This window comes from Arcticibacter tournemirensis, assembly GCF_006716645.1.
GTDB classification, from domain to species: Bacteria; Bacteroidota; Bacteroidia; order Sphingobacteriales; family Sphingobacteriaceae; genus Arcticibacter; species Arcticibacter tournemirensis.
In genome coordinates this window covers 2598964-2619849 of record NZ_VFPL01000001.1, presented here as the reverse complement: position 1 = coordinate 2619849, position 20886 = coordinate 2598964, and the positions used below count along the sequence as shown (strand labels likewise).

General features: G+C 42.3%; 18 protein-coding genes. 5 read left to right on the top strand and 13 right to left on the bottom strand.

The window, feature by feature from the left end; genetic code table 11:
• Positions 1 to 22 precede the first annotated feature (22 nt).
• From BDE36_RS10905 to BDE36_RS10895, 3 genes are read right to left on the bottom strand one after another with little or no spacing between them, the layout of a single operon-like run.
• The gene (locus tag BDE36_RS10905; RefSeq protein ID WP_161987597.1) at positions 23 to 2119 is read right to left on the bottom strand and encodes a ComEC/Rec2 family competence protein; all 2097 of its coding nucleotides are present in this window, start codon (positions 2117 to 2119) and stop codon (positions 23 to 25) included.
• A gap of 5 nt (positions 2120 to 2124) precedes the next feature.
• Positions 2125 to 4173: a ComEA family DNA-binding protein gene (locus BDE36_RS10900; protein WP_141814872.1), complete on the bottom strand. Its 2049-nt coding sequence runs from the start codon at positions 4171 to 4173 to the stop codon at positions 2125 to 2127.
• Complete coding sequence (locus BDE36_RS10895) at positions 4163 to 4966, bottom strand: PorV/PorQ family protein (RefSeq protein WP_141814871.1); 804 nt, start codon at positions 4964 to 4966, stop codon at positions 4163 to 4165. Before BDE36_RS10895 ends, BDE36_RS10900 begins: the two co-directional genes overlap by 11 nt.
• Positions 4967 to 5332: 366 nt before the next feature.
• Here BDE36_RS10895 and BDE36_RS10890 point away from each other — a divergent pair, with 366 nt between their 5' ends.
• On the top strand, positions 5333 to 6277 hold the full coding sequence (locus BDE36_RS10890; protein WP_128768708.1) for an MlaD family protein: 945 nt from the start codon (positions 5333 to 5335) through the stop codon (positions 6275 to 6277).
• Here the strand turns inward: BDE36_RS10890 and BDE36_RS10885 are convergent.
• From BDE36_RS10885 to BDE36_RS10870, 4 genes are all read right to left on the bottom strand, one after another.
• On the bottom strand, positions 6274 to 7185 hold the full coding sequence (locus tag BDE36_RS10885; RefSeq protein WP_141814870.1) for a ribonuclease Z: 912 nt from the start codon (positions 7183 to 7185) through the stop codon (positions 6274 to 6276). The genes BDE36_RS10890 and BDE36_RS10885 overlap by 4 nt on opposite strands.
• 16 nt (positions 7186 to 7201) lie before the next feature.
• Positions 7202 to 7579 (bottom strand): STAS domain-containing protein, encoded by a 378-nt coding sequence (locus BDE36_RS10880; protein WP_128768706.1) that lies wholly within the window; start codon positions 7577 to 7579, stop codon positions 7202 to 7204.
• A 46-nt stretch (positions 7580 to 7625) separates the two neighbouring features.
• Complete coding sequence (locus BDE36_RS10875) at positions 7626 to 8573, bottom strand: phosphoribosylaminoimidazolesuccinocarboxamide synthase (protein ID WP_141814869.1); 948 nt, start codon at positions 8571 to 8573, stop codon at positions 7626 to 7628.
• 377 nt (positions 8574 to 8950) lie between these two features.
• A complete protein-coding gene (locus BDE36_RS10870; RefSeq protein WP_141814868.1) occupies positions 8951 to 9925 on the bottom strand; it encodes a PhoH family protein in 975 nt (324 codons plus the stop codon).
• Between the two features lie 100 nt (positions 9926 to 10025).
• Here BDE36_RS10870 and BDE36_RS10865 point away from each other — a divergent pair, with 100 nt between their 5' ends.
• Both BDE36_RS10865 and BDE36_RS10860 read left to right on the top strand, forming a co-directional pair.
• Positions 10026 to 10805 (top strand): SAM hydrolase/SAM-dependent halogenase family protein, encoded by a 780-nt coding sequence (locus BDE36_RS10865; protein ID WP_128768703.1) that lies wholly within the window; start codon positions 10026 to 10028, stop codon positions 10803 to 10805.
• Positions 10802 to 11089 carry a putative quinol monooxygenase gene (locus tag BDE36_RS10860; protein ID WP_128768702.1) on the top strand — a complete coding sequence of 96 codons (288 nt, stop codon included), beginning with the start codon at positions 10802 to 10804 and terminating at the stop codon, positions 11087 to 11089. The genes BDE36_RS10865 and BDE36_RS10860 overlap by 4 nt, the downstream gene beginning before the upstream one ends.
• Before the next feature lie 5 nt (positions 11090 to 11094).
• On the opposite strand, the gene BDE36_RS10855 is transcribed toward BDE36_RS10860, so the two are convergent.
• Complete coding sequence (locus tag BDE36_RS10855) at positions 11095 to 13728, bottom strand: DUF5686 and carboxypeptidase regulatory-like domain-containing protein (RefSeq protein ID WP_141814867.1); 2634 nt, start codon at positions 13726 to 13728, stop codon at positions 11095 to 11097.
• Positions 13729 to 13997: 269 nt separating this feature from the next.
• On the opposite strand from BDE36_RS10855, the gene BDE36_RS10850 reads away from it, so the two are divergent.
• Together BDE36_RS10850 and BDE36_RS10845 are read left to right on the top strand one after the other, a co-directional pair.
• On the top strand, positions 13998 to 14525 hold the full coding sequence (locus tag BDE36_RS10850) for a YceI family protein (protein ID WP_128768700.1): 528 nt from the start codon (positions 13998 to 14000) through the stop codon (positions 14523 to 14525).
• Positions 14526 to 14759: 234 nt separating this feature from the next.
• A complete protein-coding gene (locus tag BDE36_RS10845) occupies positions 14760 to 15875 on the top strand; it encodes a PAS domain-containing sensor histidine kinase (protein ID WP_141814866.1) in 1116 nt (371 codons plus the stop codon).
• Positions 15876 to 15901: 26 nt separating this feature from the next.
• On the opposite strand, the gene BDE36_RS10840 is transcribed toward BDE36_RS10845, so the two are convergent.
• From BDE36_RS10840 to BDE36_RS10820, 5 genes are all read right to left on the bottom strand, one after another.
• Entirely contained in the window at positions 15902 to 16720 is an 819-nt protein-coding gene (locus tag BDE36_RS10840; protein WP_141814865.1) for a tRNA threonylcarbamoyladenosine dehydratase, read from the bottom strand.
• Positions 16721 to 16723: 3 nt separating this feature from the next.
• Positions 16724 to 17401 (bottom strand): TatD family hydrolase, encoded by a 678-nt coding sequence (locus BDE36_RS10835; RefSeq protein WP_141814864.1) that lies wholly within the window; start codon positions 17399 to 17401, stop codon positions 16724 to 16726.
• An 8-nt stretch (positions 17402 to 17409) separates the two neighbouring features.
• A complete protein-coding gene (locus tag BDE36_RS10830; RefSeq protein ID WP_128768696.1) occupies positions 17410 to 18261 on the bottom strand; it encodes a TIGR01459 family HAD-type hydrolase in 852 nt (283 codons plus the stop codon).
• Positions 18262 to 18272: 11 nt separating this feature from the next.
• Positions 18273 to 19310 carry an aminoglycoside phosphotransferase/kinase family protein gene (locus tag BDE36_RS10825; protein ID WP_128768695.1) on the bottom strand — a complete coding sequence of 346 codons (1038 nt, stop codon included), beginning with the start codon at positions 19308 to 19310 and terminating at the stop codon, positions 18273 to 18275.
• A gap of 121 nt (positions 19311 to 19431) precedes the next feature.
• Complete coding sequence (locus BDE36_RS10820) at positions 19432 to 20790, bottom strand: glutamine synthetase family protein (protein ID WP_141814863.1); 1359 nt, start codon at positions 20788 to 20790, stop codon at positions 19432 to 19434.
• Positions 20791 to 20886 lie beyond the last annotated feature (96 nt).

The following is a 20886-nucleotide window of genomic DNA, read 5'->3' as shown; positions in this document are numbered from 1 at the left end:
TATTGTTATGCTTTTTACCACGCTATAAAGACAATTCAATCGCCGGTGCATTCTTCAATACATAGTATTTAATTCCAAGTACCCCTGCTTCTCTCGTCCACTTTCTTACACGGTAATCTGAATTGTCGCCCCCTATTATAAGGCTGTCAAACTGCACATATTGCCGCAGGCTCTTGATGTCGATAACAGGATTTCCGCTAAGTAACAGATGCTGAACCACGGCCTTTCTTTTATAGCACTTAAAGTTAAATGTCCTGTCCCAGATCAGTAAACGGCATCCCAGGAACTGATAAAAATGTCCGTCGGAAAACAAGCAGTTGTTATTGAACCCTGCAGTGATAGGATAGCAATTGTTTATTCTAAGGTTCCTTGCATCAATCAACGGACTAACAGAGTAAGTAAAGGCTTTGCTGTTTCTGTTAAGACCCGTAACTATATCGCCTTTCCTTCCATTAAAAAAGCCTACTGCAATATTCTTTCGCACGCTGAAAAACATGATACTCTTCTTTTGTTCCTGTCGCAGGGATTGTAGTGAACTTACTGAGGTAAGAAGAAAGACGACCAATAGTGAGCCGTAGAAAAACAATTTTCTTTTATATTGGAAGGAAAAGATTAACAATGCAATAATGAGATAGATAGAAGCATAATACCAGAAGCCGAACCTTTGGCTGTGAATAGCCGAATAAGGAAACCTTTCAATTAGGAACAATCCCTCGTTTATAAAGACAATCGTTTTCTCAAGGATCCAGCCGAGGACTTTTGAGAGGGGTTCAAAAGGGATTAACATAAACGCAATCCCGGCGTACATTACCAGAGTAACCGGTAATACGATAAATAAGTTGCTAATAAGAAAATATAGCGGGAATTGGTTGAAGTAATACATGCATAGCGGAAAGGTAAATATCTGCGCTGAAAGCGATATGGCAGTAAACGACCATAGCTTATCTCCTATCCAATTCTGAATCACAACTAATTTGTATACCATTGGATATAAGTATATCAGACCGAACACAGCTAAAAAAGACAACTGAAATCCTATATCTTTTAAAAAGCATGGATTATACACTAAAAGGATTACGGCTGATGCTGCAACACTGTTAGTGGAATTATTGTCGCGGTTAAAAGCTCTCCCGATTATCACAAAGCTAATCATAAGTGCAGCCCGGCAAACAGCAGCAGAGAAACCGGTTAGGAATGAGTAAAACCAGATGATCAGAATAATCAACAGCGATTGTAATACCCTCAATCCTTTTCGTTGTCTCAGAAACCATAAAATACAGGTCAGCATAACCAACAGCATAGCCACATGCATACCTGATACTGACAACACATGCATGACGCCAGTTCTTGAATAAGCATTTAAGATTTCCTCACTTAAGCTCGCTTTGTACCCAAGTATGAGAGTCGACCCAATGGCTGCCGCATCTTCATTATTAATATATTGTTTAAATTTCCATACCATTCTTTGCCTCAATGTTAGAACGAGGCAACCAAGGCTCTTTTTGGCAGATATATTTAACGTTTTTAGTCTGTTGCTGTAAAAAAAGGCCTGATGAAAAATGCCTTTGTTAGCAAGATATTGCTTATAATTAAATTCAAAAGGGTTCAGGGAAACTTGTGTTTCACTAAAGTCATATGGAAGTAGTAGGTAGTCGCCATTTCCATAATTTCTGCCTGACGTATCGGCATAAACCGTAATCAACATTTTACCACTTAAAGGGACAAAGCAATCTTCTCTTAGTCCCTGCCTGACTGATACTTCAAACCTCCATATTTTATTAGAAAGATTTGGCTCTGAGCTGATTTCGGCAATCAGTACATCGGCTTTGTTCTTACTAAAATGATCATCGCGTAGTAGTGGATTGCGGCTTAAGGCTATAGAGCTGAATACAAACACAACCAGGACTTGCACAATTAATCCGGGCAGCCAGCGATGCAAATAAAGTTTCAAACGACGGTACCAGCAATGGCATGCAATCAGCATAATGAAGAGGAACAGGCATACAGTCAGAAATACCGCGACTATAAACCCGGAAGCAGGCAAGGAAAGCCCGATCCATGTCCCGGCAATTGCAGGAAGAAGTATCCTTATGAATATCATACCGCCTGTAAAATCCATAGGCATTAAAATTGAAATCGAAGCTGCATTTTAAAATCCGATTTGTTACGACCATTTATCTTATCCAGTCCCGAACCTATCTCTTCGCAATTTGTATAACTGCTGATAGCATATCTTGCGGACAGGTCTGTATTTCGATTTATCCCGTATTTTGCGTTCAGATAAAAGCGTACGCCGCCATTTTGGTACCCGGGAATGGAATAACTATACAAGAGGTCATTTTCAAATGCATAAACTCGTGAATTAAAACCATCCGTATCAAATAAGGCTAGTCTTAAGTTCCCGCTTACCCTGGATTTCATCGGTTTGTAAATGACATCCTGGTACATCAACAGACCTTGTTCTCTTGCCTGACCTTTTTTATAAAGAGCTGCTTCTACCCTGCTCCTGAGCTGAAATGATCCGGTTTTATAATTGAGCTCAACTCTGAAATTCTGTTTTTGGACATCCTGCAGGAAGTGGACTGTTTGATTTCCATCATCATTCTCCGGTTTGTTTTTTAGCTTATACCTTAAAGTAAGTTTAAAACTCTTACGTGGAGAATAAGAAAACTGTGAAAACGCTTCATACCCCCGCGACGGCGCGTCCACTCCGTACTTCAGCCAGGGAAATCTAAATACATCAGTATAAATCAAGAATTCAGTTTTAGGATCCGGGCTGATCACAAGTCCGGTATAAAGACCATCTTCAGCGGTGCCTGGGCTACCTTCCGACACGCCCTGGCTGAAAAAAGAATAAAAGTTTTTTTGATAGTGCCTGTAAAGTATCACGGCTGAGACCTCTTTAGAAAGCGCGACCATTGCCCCGTTCGACCACGCAAATCCATAACCAGGAGTATGGGCGACTTCCCCAAAGAAATAGGTATTTTGCAAATTATAGTTATAGTAAAAGCTGACATTCGTTATCGACGAACCGGTAAAACCAAATTGATCGTACAGATACTTTCCTGGCTGAAATTCCTTATTGAAACCAGTTTTGTATACAACAGCGCCGGCCCGAAAAGAATTATCTGAATATTGGATATTTGAGCCATATACCGTTTGTTGAATACTATTATGATTCTCTATCTCCGTCGCTGTACGGTGAAGTCCGCTTTGACCTAATGAAACAATACTCTGGACAACACCCGATGAATCCTCCTCAGATAACGATCCATCCACTCTTCTCGTAGAAATAAATGGCGTGACCTCAAACTTTCCGAAGCCAACACTAGCTGCTGTGCCCCTTAAGAACTGTACTTCATTGGTCGAGGTATAAGCCTTTAGCCCGCTTTGTTGCTTTGCTATTGACGCAATTGCCGCACCCTTGCCAAAACTCAATCCCGACCACATGCCAAGACCCTGCCCAAATTGCAGCAAATAATCACCTAGAACGAGTTTCCTGATCCTGCCTTCACCCTTGTAGAATATAGTTACAGAATTGAAATCCAGTCCTGTTTGTCCTGGAAAGAGTTTTTCTCCGGCATCCTTCTCCATAGTGAGCGCTGCGAAGAGCTTCTTTCCGAAATGATAACGGTAGCGTGTAAGAAAACGAACATTGTTCCCCTCATAATGAGAGTGCCCTGCGCTATCCGAAAGCAAATACCCTTGTTGTTTTTGAAGAGGCTGTGAGTAAGTGAACATCAGATCATTGTCGCTCCTGCGGCGAAGATCATTGAGCCGTAAGTCTTTTAGGCTTTCTCTGCGCTTCAATGTGATATAAGGGAGTAGTTTACTAATCGTTTCGGGGTCGAAGGCATCGATAGTTTGCAGCTCCTGCAGTTCTGCAAAATTGCCATTCTCCAAACGATGTCTCAATAAATTATTTATTTGAATGGGACTCAGAAATATAAATTCTTTCAGATCTTCCATGGAAGCGGTATTCAGATCAAGCGGATTCTTAAGATACTGCTCCAGATGTTCCTGCAACTCCGAGTAGTCATAGTTCTCATCCAAGTTCCCGGCTACTGATTCAATTACGACTTCCGTTTCGCGTTCATTTTCTATTTGCGCGTATGAGTTGCAGATGCAGATTGACAAGAATAAAGGAAGACCACTGATTCTCTTAAAATTCATAGCCTAAAGATATCTGCGGTGAAAACCCCAGGTCAGGATGCGATGTAACAGCTATGTCAACATTGAGGGAATGATACTTATACCCGAATCCTGCGGATTGCCTGAATGGGTTTGTTACTGCACCACCTCTAAGGAATACTTCGCTCATAATATTGTATTCAATGCCGCACTTGAACCCAGCGGCAGAGTCAAGTTCTTTTGCTATAGCACTGCTCAATAATACCTTATCGGTAAATCGTAAAGAGGCCCCCAATTCGAACAATACCGGAACTATAGCATTCAGGTCTGCTTGATAAGCACTCCGGTTGGGATTTGCTATATGAGCTCCAATAATAAGATTTTCTCCGGCTTTATATTGCAATCCTGCCTCCACCGACCACGCTCCAGCACTCCCGTATCTGCTGATCTTTAGTTGATGAATGTTAAAGGATAAAGAAGCAAAAACAGTTTCACCAAAACCTCGTGCGAAGGCAAAGCCTATCTTCTGTTCCCTGTATTCGTCCATTCCGTAGCTCCGCAAGCTAAATCCGAATACATTCCGATGATATGGAAATGCAAAAATTGCCGATTGGGTGGTGATCGCTGAATTGAAAAAGCTGCTTTCACATGCAATCGCAGCCACCGGCCGTTTTATAGAAGCAATACCGGCCTGGTTTGATTGCAGGGTCCACACATCCTGAAGTGCAACTCCTGTATTTCCAAGCGCGGTCAAACGTGAACCATCATGTACATCCTGTGCAAAAAGTGGATTTACAAGGCTTAAGATAACAATGACGAGGCCCAGACGCAGCATTTAGAATGACATCGAACTGAATTACAGCGAAATTTATAACAGCACTGTTAAAAAAATAAATATTTTTCTTTTTTAGAACCATTACAAACAACCCGATCATGATCCTGGGCTCAACGAATGCGCTACGCTGGCAATATGAAAACGAACAGCATAAGTCAATGTTAAAAGCCTTATTTCTCATCGTATCAAACCTTAATGCCCGCTTATAGTTTATAATATCTGAACAGATAAATGTAAATTCGCATGATACGGATCGTCAAGAAGAAGTTTGGCCAAAACAAGTTGTGTGCATTTGCAGTGCTTCACAAACAGAAATGAACAGAACGCTTAAAATAGCTTCGTTACCATTAAAAAAATTATTATTCGATGAAAATTACTAATGAAACTAAGGTTGGTATACTGGCAGCAGTTGCCATTGCTATTTTAATCCTTGGATACAGTTTCCTTAAGGGAAACGATGTTTTCTCCAGAGAGCAGGAATTGTATGCTGCTTACGACAATGTTGAGGGTCTGGCGGTCTCTAATCCAGTGCTCGTAAATGGCTTCCAGATCGGGCGGGTATCTAATTTAAGATTACTGGAAAACGGACGGATCATGGCGCAGCTTAAGATTAATCCCGACTACGAGATCCCGCGAAATACGGTGGCCAGGCTGGAAAGCACCAGCCTGCTGGGTAGCAAAGCCATTGTTTTTGAGCTTGGCAACAGTAGCAAATATGCTGTGAGCGGCGACACACTGAATTCCAATATCCAGAAAGACCTCTTACAGCAGGTAAAACCGGTTCAGCAGAAGGCAGAAGCGATGATCACACGTCTCGACTCGATCCTTACTTCTTTAAATAATACAATTAGCCCTGAGTTCCAGCAAAACTTTAACAGTAGTTTTGCCAGCATCGCTCATATTTTACAAACGCTTGAATCTACTACGCGTAAGGTTGATGGCATGGTGGGAACGCAGGGAAACCGTCTCACTGCTATTTTTGCTAACCTCGAATCGATATCGGGTAACTTCAAGAATAATAACCAGCGCATCAGCGCCATTATGGGTAACCTGGAAACTGTAACTGATAAGTTTGCAAGAGCTAACTTTGACCAGACGATCCGCAATGCTGACAAAGCGGTGGCCGATATGCAGGCAGCGGTTAATAAGGTAAACGCAGGCCAGGGATCCTTAGGCAAACTGATTAACGACGACGGCTTATATAATAACCTGAATAATGCTGCTGAGAACCTTGATAAGCTGATGCTTGATCTGAAAGCCCATCCAGGCCGCTACGTAAGTTTCTCGGTGTTCGGCGGTAAAAAAGATTAAATCTCAAAGGTATGGCCTTCAATGGCCAGCTTTGAATTTGGGAAGAGGCTTCTCGCTTCCAGAAGCATGGGCTCCAGCTCACGGTACCGTGCAGAAAAATGGCCTAAAAGCAGTTGCTTTGCCTCTGCCCGCAATGCCACTTCAGCGGCCTGCAGCGAGGTGGTATGAAAGGTGTCTTCTGCCCTTTGCAGCATATCATGCATAAAGGTCGACTCATGATATAACGTATCCGCTCCTTTTATCTGATCGAGGTATTTCCAGTTACAGATGGTATCAGAACAGTAAGCGTATGTTTTTGGTTCGTCGGGATCAGTAGTGAGATCGGCTGACAAATACACCAACCCTTTACTATCTGTGTAGTCCATTCCTCGCTTTATCAGCGGAATCATGTCGAGGGGAATATTAAGGGCTTCTACTTTCTCGCGGATGATCTTCCGCAGCCTCTTCTTCTGTGTAAATTTGAATCCGGTGCAGGGTATCCGGTGCTCGAGAATTATGGTCTCTACCATCACGTCGTTGTTCTCGAAGATCAGTTCAGAGCTCTCGGTGTGTGTAGCCTGGAAGTTGATGGGATACCGCAACTCGGTTTGCGAATATTTGAATTGAATATCAAGGATCTCTTTGAGCTCTGGAGGACCGAAAATGCTCATTGGCTTGACTCGTCCGTTCAGATGCAATGAGGAGAGTAAACCTACCAGGCCCAGGTAATGGTCGCCATGTAAGTGGCTAATGAATATCTGGTTTATTCGCTGTGATTTAATTCCATAACGCAACAACTGCTGCTGGGTACCTTCGCCACAGTCTATAAGGAAAAGTCTTTCGTTTATATTGAGAATCTGTGCAGTTGGATTTCGGTTAAAAATGGGTGTCGCAGAACTGCTTCCAAGAATAGTAACATCAAACCTCATGCATCGTGTACAGCAATTATTCTGCCTCTTTTTTTAAATCCCGTTCTACTTCTTCCATAAATATAAAATCAATGGCCTCTTCTACTGTTGGAGTTATATTCAGAACGCTTTCGAGCTGAGATATGGTTATTAATCTTTCTAGATTTTCGCTGATTCCGGTTAATACGAAACACCCTTCTGAATTTTTGCATAAACGATGTCCCACAAGCAAACTGCTCAAACCTGACGAATCAGAATATTTTACCGACGAGAGGTCGAGAATAACATTACGCTTTCCTTCGGTGTTAATTAATATCAATTCAGATTTCAATTGAGGAGAGACAAGGCTGTTAAGCTTCGTTTCGTTCAATTTGAACAGCACATATTTTTCGTGTTTATCAATAGCAAATTTCATATCGTATGATTTCGGGTATTCAGCATTACAATAATAAAAAATATTTTCAACTTAAACGACTAATGCTTTTGAGAATATTATTTTCTACTCTTGCCTGAACGTCGTCTAATTCTGTTTTTCTGAAAGGCTCCCCGGTGATATGTTCGTATAGTTCGATATAACGGTCGGAAATAGACTGTATCAGCTCCGGCGACATAACCGGCACCTGCTGCCCGTCTTTTCCCTGGAAACCGTTCTCTATAAGCCATCTCCTTACGAATTCTTTGGATAACTGACGTTGTGGTTCTCCTTTTTGCTGCAGATCTTCGTAGCTGTCGAGATAAAAATAACGTGATGAGTCGGGCGTGTGTATTTCATCTATCAGGTAGATCTTTCCGTCTGATTTACCGAACTCGTATTTGGTATCTACCAAAATAAGTCCCCTTTCTGCAGCTATCTCCGTACCTCTTAAGTACAACTGCCGGGTATACTCTTCTAATTTGATATAATCCTCTTCAGACACGATGTTCCTGGAAAGAATTCCTTCTCTCGAAATATCTTCGTCATGGCCAACTGCTGCTTTAGTGGTCGGAGTAATGATCGGCTCGGGAAGCTTGTCGTTTTCTTTTAATCCTTCGGGCATTGATACACCGCATAGCTCTCGTCGACCTGCGCTGTACTCCCTCCAGGCGTGACCGGCAAGATAGCCTCTGATCACCATTTCGACTTTAAACGGTTCACAGATCTTTCCGATGGTAACACTTGGATCCGGCACATCGATTACCCAGTTGGGAACGATGTCCTCTGTGGCATGCAGAAATTTTGCAGCTATCTGATTAAGTACTTGTCCTTTATATGGAATCGCCTCAGGCAAAACCACATCAAATGCCGATATCCTGTCGCTTACTACCATTACAAGATACTCGTCTGCAATGGTATATACATCGCGGACTTTACCTTTATAAAAACTAGTCTGTCCCGGAAATTTAAAATGTGTTTCCTTAAGTGCGTTCATGCCTGAAATAAATGATTGATTAAAGGACCAAAATTATCAATAAAAGTATCAAGATACAAGTATCGGGTATCAAGACTCTAGTATCAGGATTCAAGTATCAAGTATCAGGATACAGGTGTCAATACTCTAGTATCAGGATACAGGTGTCAATACTCTAGTATCAGGATTCAAGTATCAAGTATCAGGATACAGGTGTTAAGACTCAGGAATCAAGATATTGAATTCAAAATACTTTAATGACCTGGTAAGTAAAACAAATCAACTGACAGCCATTGATGATTTGATACTTCGCACCTGTTAATAATACTTGCATCCTGATACTTGAATCCTGATACTTGATACTAAATACTTGATACTAAATACTTGATACTAGTTGCTCAGCTCGCCTGGATATCGCCGTACGCTTCCAGTATACGCTTAACAAGTTTATGTCTTACCACATCTTCACCACTCAGGTAGATTATATCGATCCCCTTTATATCGGCCAATATCCTTAAAGCGGTATATAAGCCGGACTGTTGTTTCTTGGGTAGATCAACCTGTGTGACGTCGCCGGTGACAATAAATTTTGCTGATGGGCCCATTCTGGTCAGAAACATCTTCAGCTGCATGTCGGTAGAGTTCTGAGCCTCATCCAGGATAACAAAACAGTTATCCAGGGTCCTGCCACGCATGAAAGCCAGGGGCGCGATTTCTATTGTCCGGTTTTCGAGGTATACTTTTAATTTTTCGGGCGGGATCATATCATCCAGGGCATCGTATAATGGCCGCAGGTACGGATCAATCTTCTCTTTCATATCTCCCGGAAGGAATCCCAGGTTCTCTCCCGCCTCTACTGCCGGACGTGTTAAAATGATGCGCTTAATTTCCTTATTCTTGAGCGCCCGTACAGCTAACGCTACAGCCGTATAGGTTTTACCTGTACCGGCAGGGCCGATCGCAAACAAGATGTCACTTCGGTTAATGCTGTCAACCATACGCCGCTGATTTGGCGTACGTGCTTTTACCACAATCCCGTTAGGGCCGAATACGATCGGCTCGCCCCCAGCCGGAGTTGGTTTGTCGGGTGTCTCTTCGGTTCTGTCTGCCGGGGCTGTGATCCTGGCGCCGAGTAAGGACTCCAGCTCATTGCTGCTGAAGCTGTGAAACTTTTCAATATGGTCGATGATTTTATCAAAGCGCTGCTTAAACAAGCCAAGTTCTGTTTCATCACCGAGCACCTTCACCTCTGTTCCGCGCGCAACTATTTTAATTTTAGGGAATTGTCTTTTGATAAGTTCGAAGTATTCGTTGTTGGGTCCCCAAAGTACTACTGGGTTAATGCTCTCAAGATCAATCTTTAATTCGTTCAAGTTATCCTTTTTTTAAGTTTCCTGATTTATTTGCAATTAAAATTCAATATTTGCAGGTTACAATCGTATCACAAGTTTAACAATAAATATTCACATTTTAATGGCTGTAATTACTTTAACGACCGATCTCGGTTACAAAGATTTTTACCAGGCTGCTCTTAAAGGAAGCATTCTGACCATCATGCCGGAGGTGAATATCGTTGATATTACTCATAATATTTCTGCATTTAACATCCCCCAGGCTGCTTTCGTTTTAAAAAATGCTTTTCATTATTTCCCTAAAGGAACAGTTCACCTCATTGGTGTAAATTCGGTTTATAATGAGAATACCAGATACCTCGCAGTAAAATACAGGGGCCATTACTTTGTTGGCTCAGACAATGGTATTTTCTCACTGATGTTTGAAGAAAGGCCGAGCGAAATTGTGGAACTGAATATTATGCAGGACCTTAAATTTCTTCATTTCCCATTAACGGATATCTTTACAAAGGCATCGTGTCACCTGGCTGCCGGCGGAAGTACCAGAGAAATAGGAATTCCGATTGCGGAGCTGGAAGAAAAAGTTAACCTGCAGCCTGTTATTGAAAAAGATATTATCAAGGGAAGCGTTATATACATTGATTCTTTTCAGAATGTAATTACCAACATTTCGAAAGACTTGTTCAGTCAGGTCCAGAGAAACCGGCCATTTACTCTTAATTTCAAGAGGAATGAGACCTTGTCGCACCTAAGCTGGCACTACAATGAAGTACCGGAAGGCGAAAAACTCTGTCTGTTCGGTATTAGTAATTATCTGGAAATAGCTATTAATAAAGGGAATGCAAGCGGCTTACTGGGCTTGCACCTAGGAGACATCGTTAGAGTAGAATTTCATTCATGATTACACGAGTAGTTAAAATGGCTTTTCAGCCCGAAAAAAGTGAGGAGTTTCTTCACATCTTTTACGAGACCCAGCGTGTTATTATCCATCAATTTGAAGGTTGTGTAAAACTCGACCTCCTGCGGGATAGCAAAAACCCTGATCTCTATTTCACGTTAAGTTACTGGCGCTCTGAAGAAGATCTGGAAACGTACAGATCGTCGGAGTATTTCAAAACCACCTGGCCTTCTCTCAGAAAACTTTTCTCTGAAAGAGCTCAGGCATGGACGCTCACACCGCAGTAGCTTTATTAGTCGCCTCCTGAAATTCTAAACACAGTAGCGATACCAACTCTGATCCCCGTTTCATGGAAACGCTGATCGAGAAAGGAAACTGCTGCCTCAATCCTGAAGATCCTGAATACATTATCGAGGGAATATCCCGCTTCGTAGTAATGAGGGGAGTTACTTGTTTTCAAATAATTAAAGAATACATTTTCTTTTATACCTGTATACCTTACTTCCGGAATCCGCGTAAGCAGCAGCTTGCGAAACTGGTAATGGGTGTGAGCCGAAAAATACTTCTCACCGGTACTGTACGTATAATAGTCGAGCAGCCTGAATGAACCAGCTGGCCTTAAACTACTTAGTATGGTCCTATTACCGTCAAAATGTATATAATCCATAAAATACGTACTCTTACTGTTTAGAAATCCTCCTCCGCTTAACTCAAACTCCAGCTTGCCGGCGGCACCTATCCTCAACCCATGGTTCATCCCAAGTTCTATTTTGTCGAAATCAACATCGCTGCCTCCCGGGCCTTTTATTCCCTTGGTATAGTTTAATAAAAATTCAGGAGACCGGTTTGTAAGAGCAATCCTGCTGCCGTTATACATCCTGTAGCTTTTTATCGGACGATAGCTTACAGCCGCCTCAAAAATGAATGCTTCGTGGTTTGGAAAACGTGTATCTGCAATTTCTATGTTCACCGGCCGGTTAGAAGAGTATTCCCGCGATTCCTGATAAAAGAAACTATAATCCGATTGATTGAACAGCTCCCTCCTTCGTGTCCATTCTAAACCACCGCTAAACTTCAGAAAGGCCGATGGACTGTATTCCAACGCACCCTTTCCGTAAGCTTTTTCATAAATCTTCATATAGTTCCGGCGGTAAAACAGGGAACTGAATGTATTGATAATAGGATGTATGGGGGCTTCAGGATTAAATTGCTCAACGAAATTACCTCCCTCAAGTGAAAAACTTAAACGCTTGTCGCCGTTCCTGATAGTTTTAGCAAGGCGTGCTTTTGCATATATATCGCCGCTTGAAAATCCGTACCTTATTGCCGGAGAGAACTCGATCTGACGTCGCAGGCTATCGTACTGATGCCTGATCCGCCCGCTTAAATTGATATTAAAACCTTCAACAGTGTTATAATATACCTGCGTAAAGGTTGGGTTAATGGATATGCTGGTCCCTGCCGAAATATTATAAGCACCACCTGTTATAATATCCCCAGGATTAAAACGCCGTTTCTTTATAACCTTTAAACTGTCCTTTCCACTTAGTCTTGCTGATTCTATCTTTGCCAGTGAATCATCTCTGCGGTACCCCTCCTGCTCCTTGGACGTCAGCGGTATTGACCGTATCTCCGACCAAAAAGACGAATCGCGTTTGGTCGCGCTGCTGTCAGTACCGAAGTTCCTGTCTGCTATAACCTCAGGGTGCTTCTGTTCCTTCAAAGCTTTCTTTTCGTATTCGTCCATCATTTTATTGAACTGCTTACGACTCAGTTTGCCGCTCTCAGGAATAACCTTAACCGGAGCAGCCCCCTTTGATTGCTTTAACGCTGTGATTTCCTCCGGAGCGGGATCGATCTTCTCATCCACAATCTCGGCCTTAATCAGCAGATCTTTGTTCAGCTCTACCTTATAATCGCGGCAGGAGGCGAGATAATTATAATGGCCCTTAAATCCCAGGACGTTACCCGAAAACTGATACCGGTGCGTCACTGGCATCCACACCTTCGGAGCAACCTCCACGTAGTTTTGCCTGAGACTAACCGGAAATCCCATGATACTGGTTCTTAAATCGAGACTGTGAATGGCCCATTCATCTTCAATGATATAAATAGTCCCTTCAAAAACGTTATCACCCCTGGACCGTGGCGTTACCCTTATCTTATTAATTTCATACTTCCCTTCACTAAAACTCCCCTCGTAAGTAAATTTATACCATGTAAATGCCGAGCGCGATAAAGGAGATATCAGGCCTGCAATTTTATCCCTGTAGAAGCTTTGATTGATAAACATCGCCGGCGATACCGAGCTGTTATCGGAGCCCTTTGTTCTGATTGCAATAACCTTTTCATCTATCTTGTTAGGTTGGGTAAACTTAATGCGGCTCACAGATTCAGTTGTATAAGCCTCGTTTAGGTTTACCCCCTCTTTCTTCAGTTTATTCTTTAAAAAGAACGGAGCCTTTGTGAGCTCGCCTGTTCCTTTGATATAAACTTTCATTTCATAGCTATTACATTGCAGCAGATGGAATTTCTTTTTGGCAATGGCCTTACGGATGATTGTATATGCAAAGTCTTCTTTCCGCCCCTTCCCTACCTGCACTTCATCCAGTATATACCCCTGGGCGCTGAGGGTAAATTCCTTCGTAACCCAGTCATCCTTCACTTCTACCTGGGCCTCCTCGGCTTTATATCCTATATTCTGTACCCTGATAGTATACATTCCGGCCGGAAGCTTCAACTCAAAATACCCTTCTGAATTTGCGGTCGTTCCGGTCTTAAGCGGACTGATGAAAACGGAAGCGAACGGCAGTGCAGTGCCGTCATTACTTCTGACGATGCCCTTGATGCCCTGGGCAAGAAGAGACAATTGAAGGAAGGTTAGCAGAGCAACTATGATGATGATACGGTTAATTTTGATTTCCATTACCGGGGGAATATTTACGTTGAACGAAGGATAAAAATAGTAAAGTAATTAGCCTTACGTCTTATTTTAACACTTTTTATGAATTTGGCTCCGCTTACTCCCATCCGTTCTAATCATAATCCGAAAATTGTTGCTAAAGTTCATCAGGATCAAATTCTCTTAATCTGCATTAAGAGTAAAATGAAATCAACAGGCTAATTTTGCTTGCATAACGAAAGTTATTTAAATCAGAATGTAAAATTGTTTGTTAATCTTAAAAAAATAAAAAAATGGCTAAATGGAAAATTGACCCGACGCACAGCGAAGTGCAGTTCAAGGTAAAACATTTAATGATCACTACTGTGACCGGTTATTTTAAAGAATTTGATGTGGAAGCAGAAACTGAAGGCGATGATTTTTCGTCTGTTTCGAAAATTGAGTTTTCTGCTGATATCAATTCTATCAGCACGAATAACGACCAGAGAGATACGCATTTAAAATCGGCCGATTTCTTTGATGCCGAACAGTTCGGAACGTTAACTTTCACAGGGAACAAATACGAACAGGATGGCGACGACTATAAGCTTCATGGCGACCTTACACTCCGTGGTGTTACCAGGCCATTAACTCTCGATGTTGACTTTGGCGGCATTGTTGTCGACCCGTACGGACAGACGAAAGCTGGCTTCACCGTTAAAGGCAAAATCAGTCGTAAGGACTTTAACCTAACGTGGAACGCCGTTACCGAAGCAGGGCAAGTGGTTGTGAGCGACGATATCCGCATTCTGTGCGAAATACAGCTTGTAAAACAGGGCTGAATTCGGGAATAAATTGTTAAGCAAAATCTCGTATCTGATTCGCTTTGTAGAAATAAATCCCCATAAAAATTTGGTTAAAAGCAGGGACATTAAAATGTTTCTGCTTTTTTTATACTATATCCGATATAACTCCTTTATACTAAACGCTTAGTGTAAAAGCTCCGTTATATTTCTGAAGACAGAGAAAATCGCGCATTTTTGGTACCGCCTTTGTATTAAAGAGCCAAAACATACATGACGATTGAGAGTGATAATAAAAACAGCGGTTTACATGCTATAAATGCATTGAATGCATATCAGCAAGCTGTTAATTCGGCAGCTATAGTATCTATTACCGATAAACGAGGCATTATCACCTATGTAAACGAACTTTTCTGCCAAATTTCAAAATATCAGGAGAATGAACTTGTTGGTAATAATCATCGCATTATCAACAGTAATTATCATCCTAAATCGTTCTTTTCATCGTTATGGCGAACCATTTCGACTGGAAATGTGTGGCATGGCGAAGTTAGGAACAAAGCAAAAGACGGAAGCTTCTATTGGGTAGATACAACTATTTCTCCTATGTTAAACAACGATGGGCACATAACTCATTACCTGTCGATAAGAAGCTTAATAACAGAAAGAAAAAGACTTGAAAAAGAACGCGAAAGACTATTGAGCGAACTAACTCAAAAGTACAACGCACTCATGCAATTCAACTATATTGTCTCCCATAATCTTCGTGTGCCTATTGCCAACATTCTCGGCCTTACAGGATTGCTTAGATCTGAAAATACAGCTGATACAGAACTGATTGACATGGTTCATAAATCTGCCGAATCAATGGATATGATTATCAAGGATTTGACTTCGCTTCTCGCTGTGCGCACTCCAATAAACGAGAGTCTGGAGGAAATTTCGCTCTCGGATATCATTTCGTCGGTTAAAAATACTCTCTCGACCCAAATTAGTAGTTCGGGGGCAATAATCAGGGAACATATATCGCCCGATGCTGAGAACATCTATACCTTTAAAGCCTATTTTCAGAGCATCGTATACAACCTCCTGAGCAATGCAATTAAATACCACAAAACAGGTACATCGCCGTTAATTAACCTCAAAGCCAGGCGCGAAAAAGATGCCTTTGTGCTTTCGGTAAAGGATAATGGTGTGGGAATGGACCTTGATGCTATTGGAAATAAATTATTTGGCCTTTACAAAAGATTTGACCTGACCCGTGAAGGACGAGGCGTCGGTTTGCACTTTACTAAAACGCAGGTAGAAACTCTCGGAGGCCAGATCTCCGTAAAGAGCAAACCTGGCTTAGGGACAGTGTTCACTATCACACTTAAAAATTTGTTCTAAAACATTCATCCCTGAATCTTTTTTCTTCAGGCTGGGTTCAACTCGCCGTCCTTAACTTTTCCAGGGGTATTGCGTGCAGCTTTTTTTATTCTTATTCCCAGTGGCCGTTGTTCTCTATCAATGGGGTATTCGAGCAGATCCCTTATCACTACGGAAGCACAAATTCCTCCAAAGGCAGCAGGCAGGTAAGACACCGTGCCGTAAGCTGACCGCTTAAAGTTGCTTCCATCGGTCATGATCAGCGAAGAACGCATTACCTCTTCAGTAGAAAACACCGCTTTGATGCCCTCCCCAACGCCGAGTCTTTTCACCCGCTTTCTCACATATTGTGCGAACTGGCACTGATAGGTATCGAACAGGTCGGCAACTCTTAACTTGGTCGGATCGAGCTTTCCACCCGCACCCATCGAGCTGACAATGCGCTGGCCGCTCTGATAGGCCGTGGAAAGAAGAAATAACTTAGGAGTAACACTGTCAATACAATCCATTACATAATCGAAAGGTGTTTGCAGTATCTCGCGGCACATTTCAGGTTTTAAGAAGTCCTTTATAACATGAAGCTTTAAATCGGGATTGATCTCGAGCAGCCGCGTTGCCATAATATCTGCTTTCGATAAACCGTGATTGGTGGACAAGGCAGGCAGCTGGCGATTTCGGTTTGAAGGATCTACAACATCTCCGTCAACTATAGTCATTTCGCCCACTCCCGAACGACAAATAAACTCTGCTGCAAACGATCCCACACCACCAAGACCCACTACTAAAACATGCGAATTTTGCAGGGTATGAATACCGTCATCTCCCACCAATAAAGCCGAACTCGAAAGCCAGCCCAAATCCATCATAAATTAAAACTTATTCCCTAAACTCTGATAATTCGCAAAAATAATCTCTTTGAGCTGATTTACTGAAACATTTTTCAAAAGGGCCGCCTTTTCATAAATCCTTTCGACAGGAACATCACGATCATCAGTCTCAAGGAAAATACGGTTTTCCGGAATTAATGATAACACCTTTTGTGCGTTCGATCCATCCAAAAGTAAAGCAGCTCCAAACGAAAGATAAAAGTTATGTCTGATTAGCTCCCGAGCTACGTCAGCTTTATTGTTAAAACCGTGTACGACAAGAGGAACTGTAGGGTTCAGTTTCTTTTTTACCATTAGCAACTCACTGAAGCATTTAACACAATGAATAATAACCGGCTTCTTCAATTTCTCAGCCAAATGTATCTGATCTTCAAAAACACGCTGCTGCAGATCAAGCGACGGCCCGCGGAGTCGATCCAGGCCACACTCACCGATCATTTTAACGGCTTCTTTACCTGCAAACTCCACCATCGCATGGAATTGCAAAGAGTAATTTAGCTCGTCGATATACCAGGGGTGAATGCCGGCTGATACCCATTTGCCGGAATAGTTAGCCAACAGAACCCCCTCCTCCTGCCCTTTGCATGACATGATAATATTGGTTATCACCCTCCCGCCTGCGGGCTCCAAATCGTAATGAGAATGCAGATTAAGGAACATACCCGTAATTACTCGATCACTGCAGATTGACAAATATAGGTAGGGATAATTCCGGTGGTATTTATTCTTGTTTCCGCCTCCGAGGCAAGCGTATTACCCGAAAGCACCAATATGGTATCTAATCCGAACTTGTTACCGCCTAAAATATCGGTGTGAAGAGTGTCTCCGACCATTACAATATCTTTCTTTGTTACCTGTAGTTTCTCACGTACAAGGTCATAAGCAAACATAAACATCTGTGAATCGGGCTTACCAAAGCGAATGAACTCTTTACCTACGATATTCTCGATCATCGTTGCAATGCTTCCAACTGCAATACATACCTCGCTTACATTCAGAGGGTAAGCATCATCTGTGTTTGCTACTATTACCGGGATAGTCCTCTTTCTAAGCAGATTCACTGTCTTATTCAAATCCCTGCACCATTCAAACCCTTCGTCGTCCAAAAATACCAGCGCATTCACCTGCTGAATATTGTCGGCTGTAACTTCCTTTACCCGAAGGGTATGCAGGCCCGAGCTCTCAATGTAATGTGCGCTGTCGGTGGTTCCCAAATAAGCTGCAATTCCATCTTTCACCTTTAAATCAAGATATTCTTTGGCGAGCATTCCTGAAGAAATGATCCTGTCGTGGCTTATCGCTTTCAGGCCCATCTGGTGATACTTTTCGGCCAGCTGAACAGGACTTCTTGACGCATCATTTGTAACGATATAATACTCCTTTTTCTCCGCCTCGAGATATTCAAAGGTCTTTTCAATACCCGGAACAAGTCCTTTATAGTTCTTTACTACTCCAAAAGCATCAAAAAAAACCACCTTATACTGCTCAATGACCTCTCTGAATGCGAAAATATTATCCATTGTTATATTAATTATTTGAGGTTTAGTGTCTTTATAAGCTTATCAGCGTCAAACTCAGTTTCAATAGATGGCAGGTAGATTTCGAAGGCTTCAGCCTGCAATTTCTCAGCATACTGACCGCTGAAAAAGTAGTTACCATCTTTAATCACATAATTGAGAATAAAGAAACGGTAGACTTCTTTCAGAAAGCGTATTTCGTTTGCTGTAAGCGGGTTTACTTTATGATATTCTTCAAGGAAAAGCAGAAAGCGGTCCTCCATCATGGGTCCGATCAGATAACTAAACACCGTGCGGTCTCCTATATCCGACACCACTCTGCTGAAGAAATAGAAGTCCATCATCCTGCTGCTCATCCTGAACCAGTCATAATCCCATCGTGAATATAGCTTCAGGCTTGACGTAACAGAGAAATTTCCAATATTCCAGTCAATAAACACCGGGATATTCTCAAACTTATCGGCTCTCAACCGCAGGCGGTTTTTCTGAAAAGCTTCGCAATGCTGCCTGATAATTCCCTTCTGGTCAGGATCAAACGTCGTATTCCTTCTGTTCGCAGTTTGTCTTAAAAGAACTTTAATATCCGTGCTCAGGGTCTTTGATGACTGGGGGAGCACATTCCTGATCCGGGAGCAAGCTTTATGAAACTTCCCGATCTGCTGTCCAAATACCCGTATTTGTGCTTCCGAAAGCCTTTTTGGCAAGCGTTTCTGCACCCGTACAGGATTATAGAACACCACCCAGGCATCCGTCGTACCTGTTTTATACCGGTATGTAAATACCCGGTTATTTTTGAGAAGCGACTTGGCCAGCAGATTTTCAAATGGATAAAGTAAATTATTCGCCAGCGAATGAATAATGCGATGATCCTCCTTAAAGTGTTCATACTTGCCGAAGTAAGACAGCTTTGCGATTACAATATCCTCGTCCTCAAAAACAATCCTGAACACATGGTTTGTCGAAACCATGGCACTGATATCCTGGATCTTAAGAATAACTTTTGATGCATCGTATTCTCTCCATGCTTTTTTTATAATCCTCGAATAATCCATTGCATATGTGTTATGGGTTGTGGGTTGTGAGTTGTGAGTTGCGGGTTGCGAACGTTTTTACGACATTCAAAATTCATAATTCATAATTGTCACCTACAACCTACAACCCACAACCTGCAACCTATATTATCTCCAAATATCGCTTCAGTTCCCAGGTGCTAACATGTTTAACAAAATGATTCCACTCCGAAAGCCGCGTTCTGGTAAAATGGTCGGTAAATTCTTCACCGAACAAATCCTTCGCCACCGGAGAAGCCATCATTGATTGAGTAGCTGAATACAGGTCGGCAGGGAGCCGTTCTTTCTCCTGCTCTTTATAAGCGTTACCCGTGGTAGCAGGAATGTCAAGCAAAAGCTTATTCCTGATACCATACAGACCTGACGCAAGTGCTGCTGCCATGGCCAGGTATGGATTCGTGTCAGCGCCTGGTACTCTTGTTTCAAGTCTGGTGTATTTTTCAGATGGATTTAACACCCTGAGCGCAACTGTGCGGTTATCAAAGCCCCAGCTCACTGTGGTAGGCGCCCATGCGCCTTCTACTAAACGTTTATAACTATTAACCGTTGGTGCGTACATCGGAAGAATATACGGCAAACAATAGAGCTGACCGGCAATGTATTGCTTTAACAGTTCACTAACAGACTCCTGGTTATCAGCATCATAAAAAAGATTCCGTTCCTTATCTTTAGTCCATAAGCTCTGATGAATATGACCACTGCAGCCCGGCAGGTCGGTATTCCATTTCGCCATAAAAGAAGCTACAATACCATGCCGCGATGCAATTTCTTTTACGGCTGATTTAAAAAGGACAGCCTTATCAGCAGCTTCAAGTATTCCGTTATGGAGAATAGCCGCCTCATAAACGCCGGGGCCGGTTTCTGTATGCAGGCCCTCAATTTGAATGTTAAACTGTTCGCAAAGGTTAAACAGATCGTAAAAGAAGGCGCTGTTTTGCGAGGGACGCAAAATGGAATAACCAAACATACCCGAAGTTAAGGGCTGAAGTCCGGTAAAGCCTTTTTCCTGTAACGAATGGGAAGTTTCTTTGAAGTTAAACCATTCAAACTCCTGGGCAAACTCGGCGTGAAACCCCATAGAATCGCATTGCTGAATAATTCGTTTCAATAAGCTTCTAGGGCAAACAGCAAGGCTTGTTCCATCATGCCTGCTAAAATCAGCCAGGAAAAATGGTATATGATCCTCCCATGGAACAGTACGGAACGTGTTGAGATCAATCCTGCAGGCTTTGTCAGGAAAGCCGCTTTGCCAACCAGTAACCGCAACCTCATCGTAAAGAGCATCATTGCTGTCCCAGCCAAAGGTGACATCGCAGAATCCATAACCATCCTGCAAGCCGTCGACAAACTTTTTCCGGTGAATAACCTTACCCCGGAGGATGCCGTCGATGTCTGCGAACGCAAACTTGATCTTATGAATATCTTTATCCTGTAAATATTTTATAACCTGACTATTGTCCATAAACAAAGGGTTAAGCAGTAAAATTTCCTCAAGTTAAGAAGGAATCGCTAAACTTGCGAAGGTTTTTTTATTTTGCAAAAGCACTTACTACCGCGA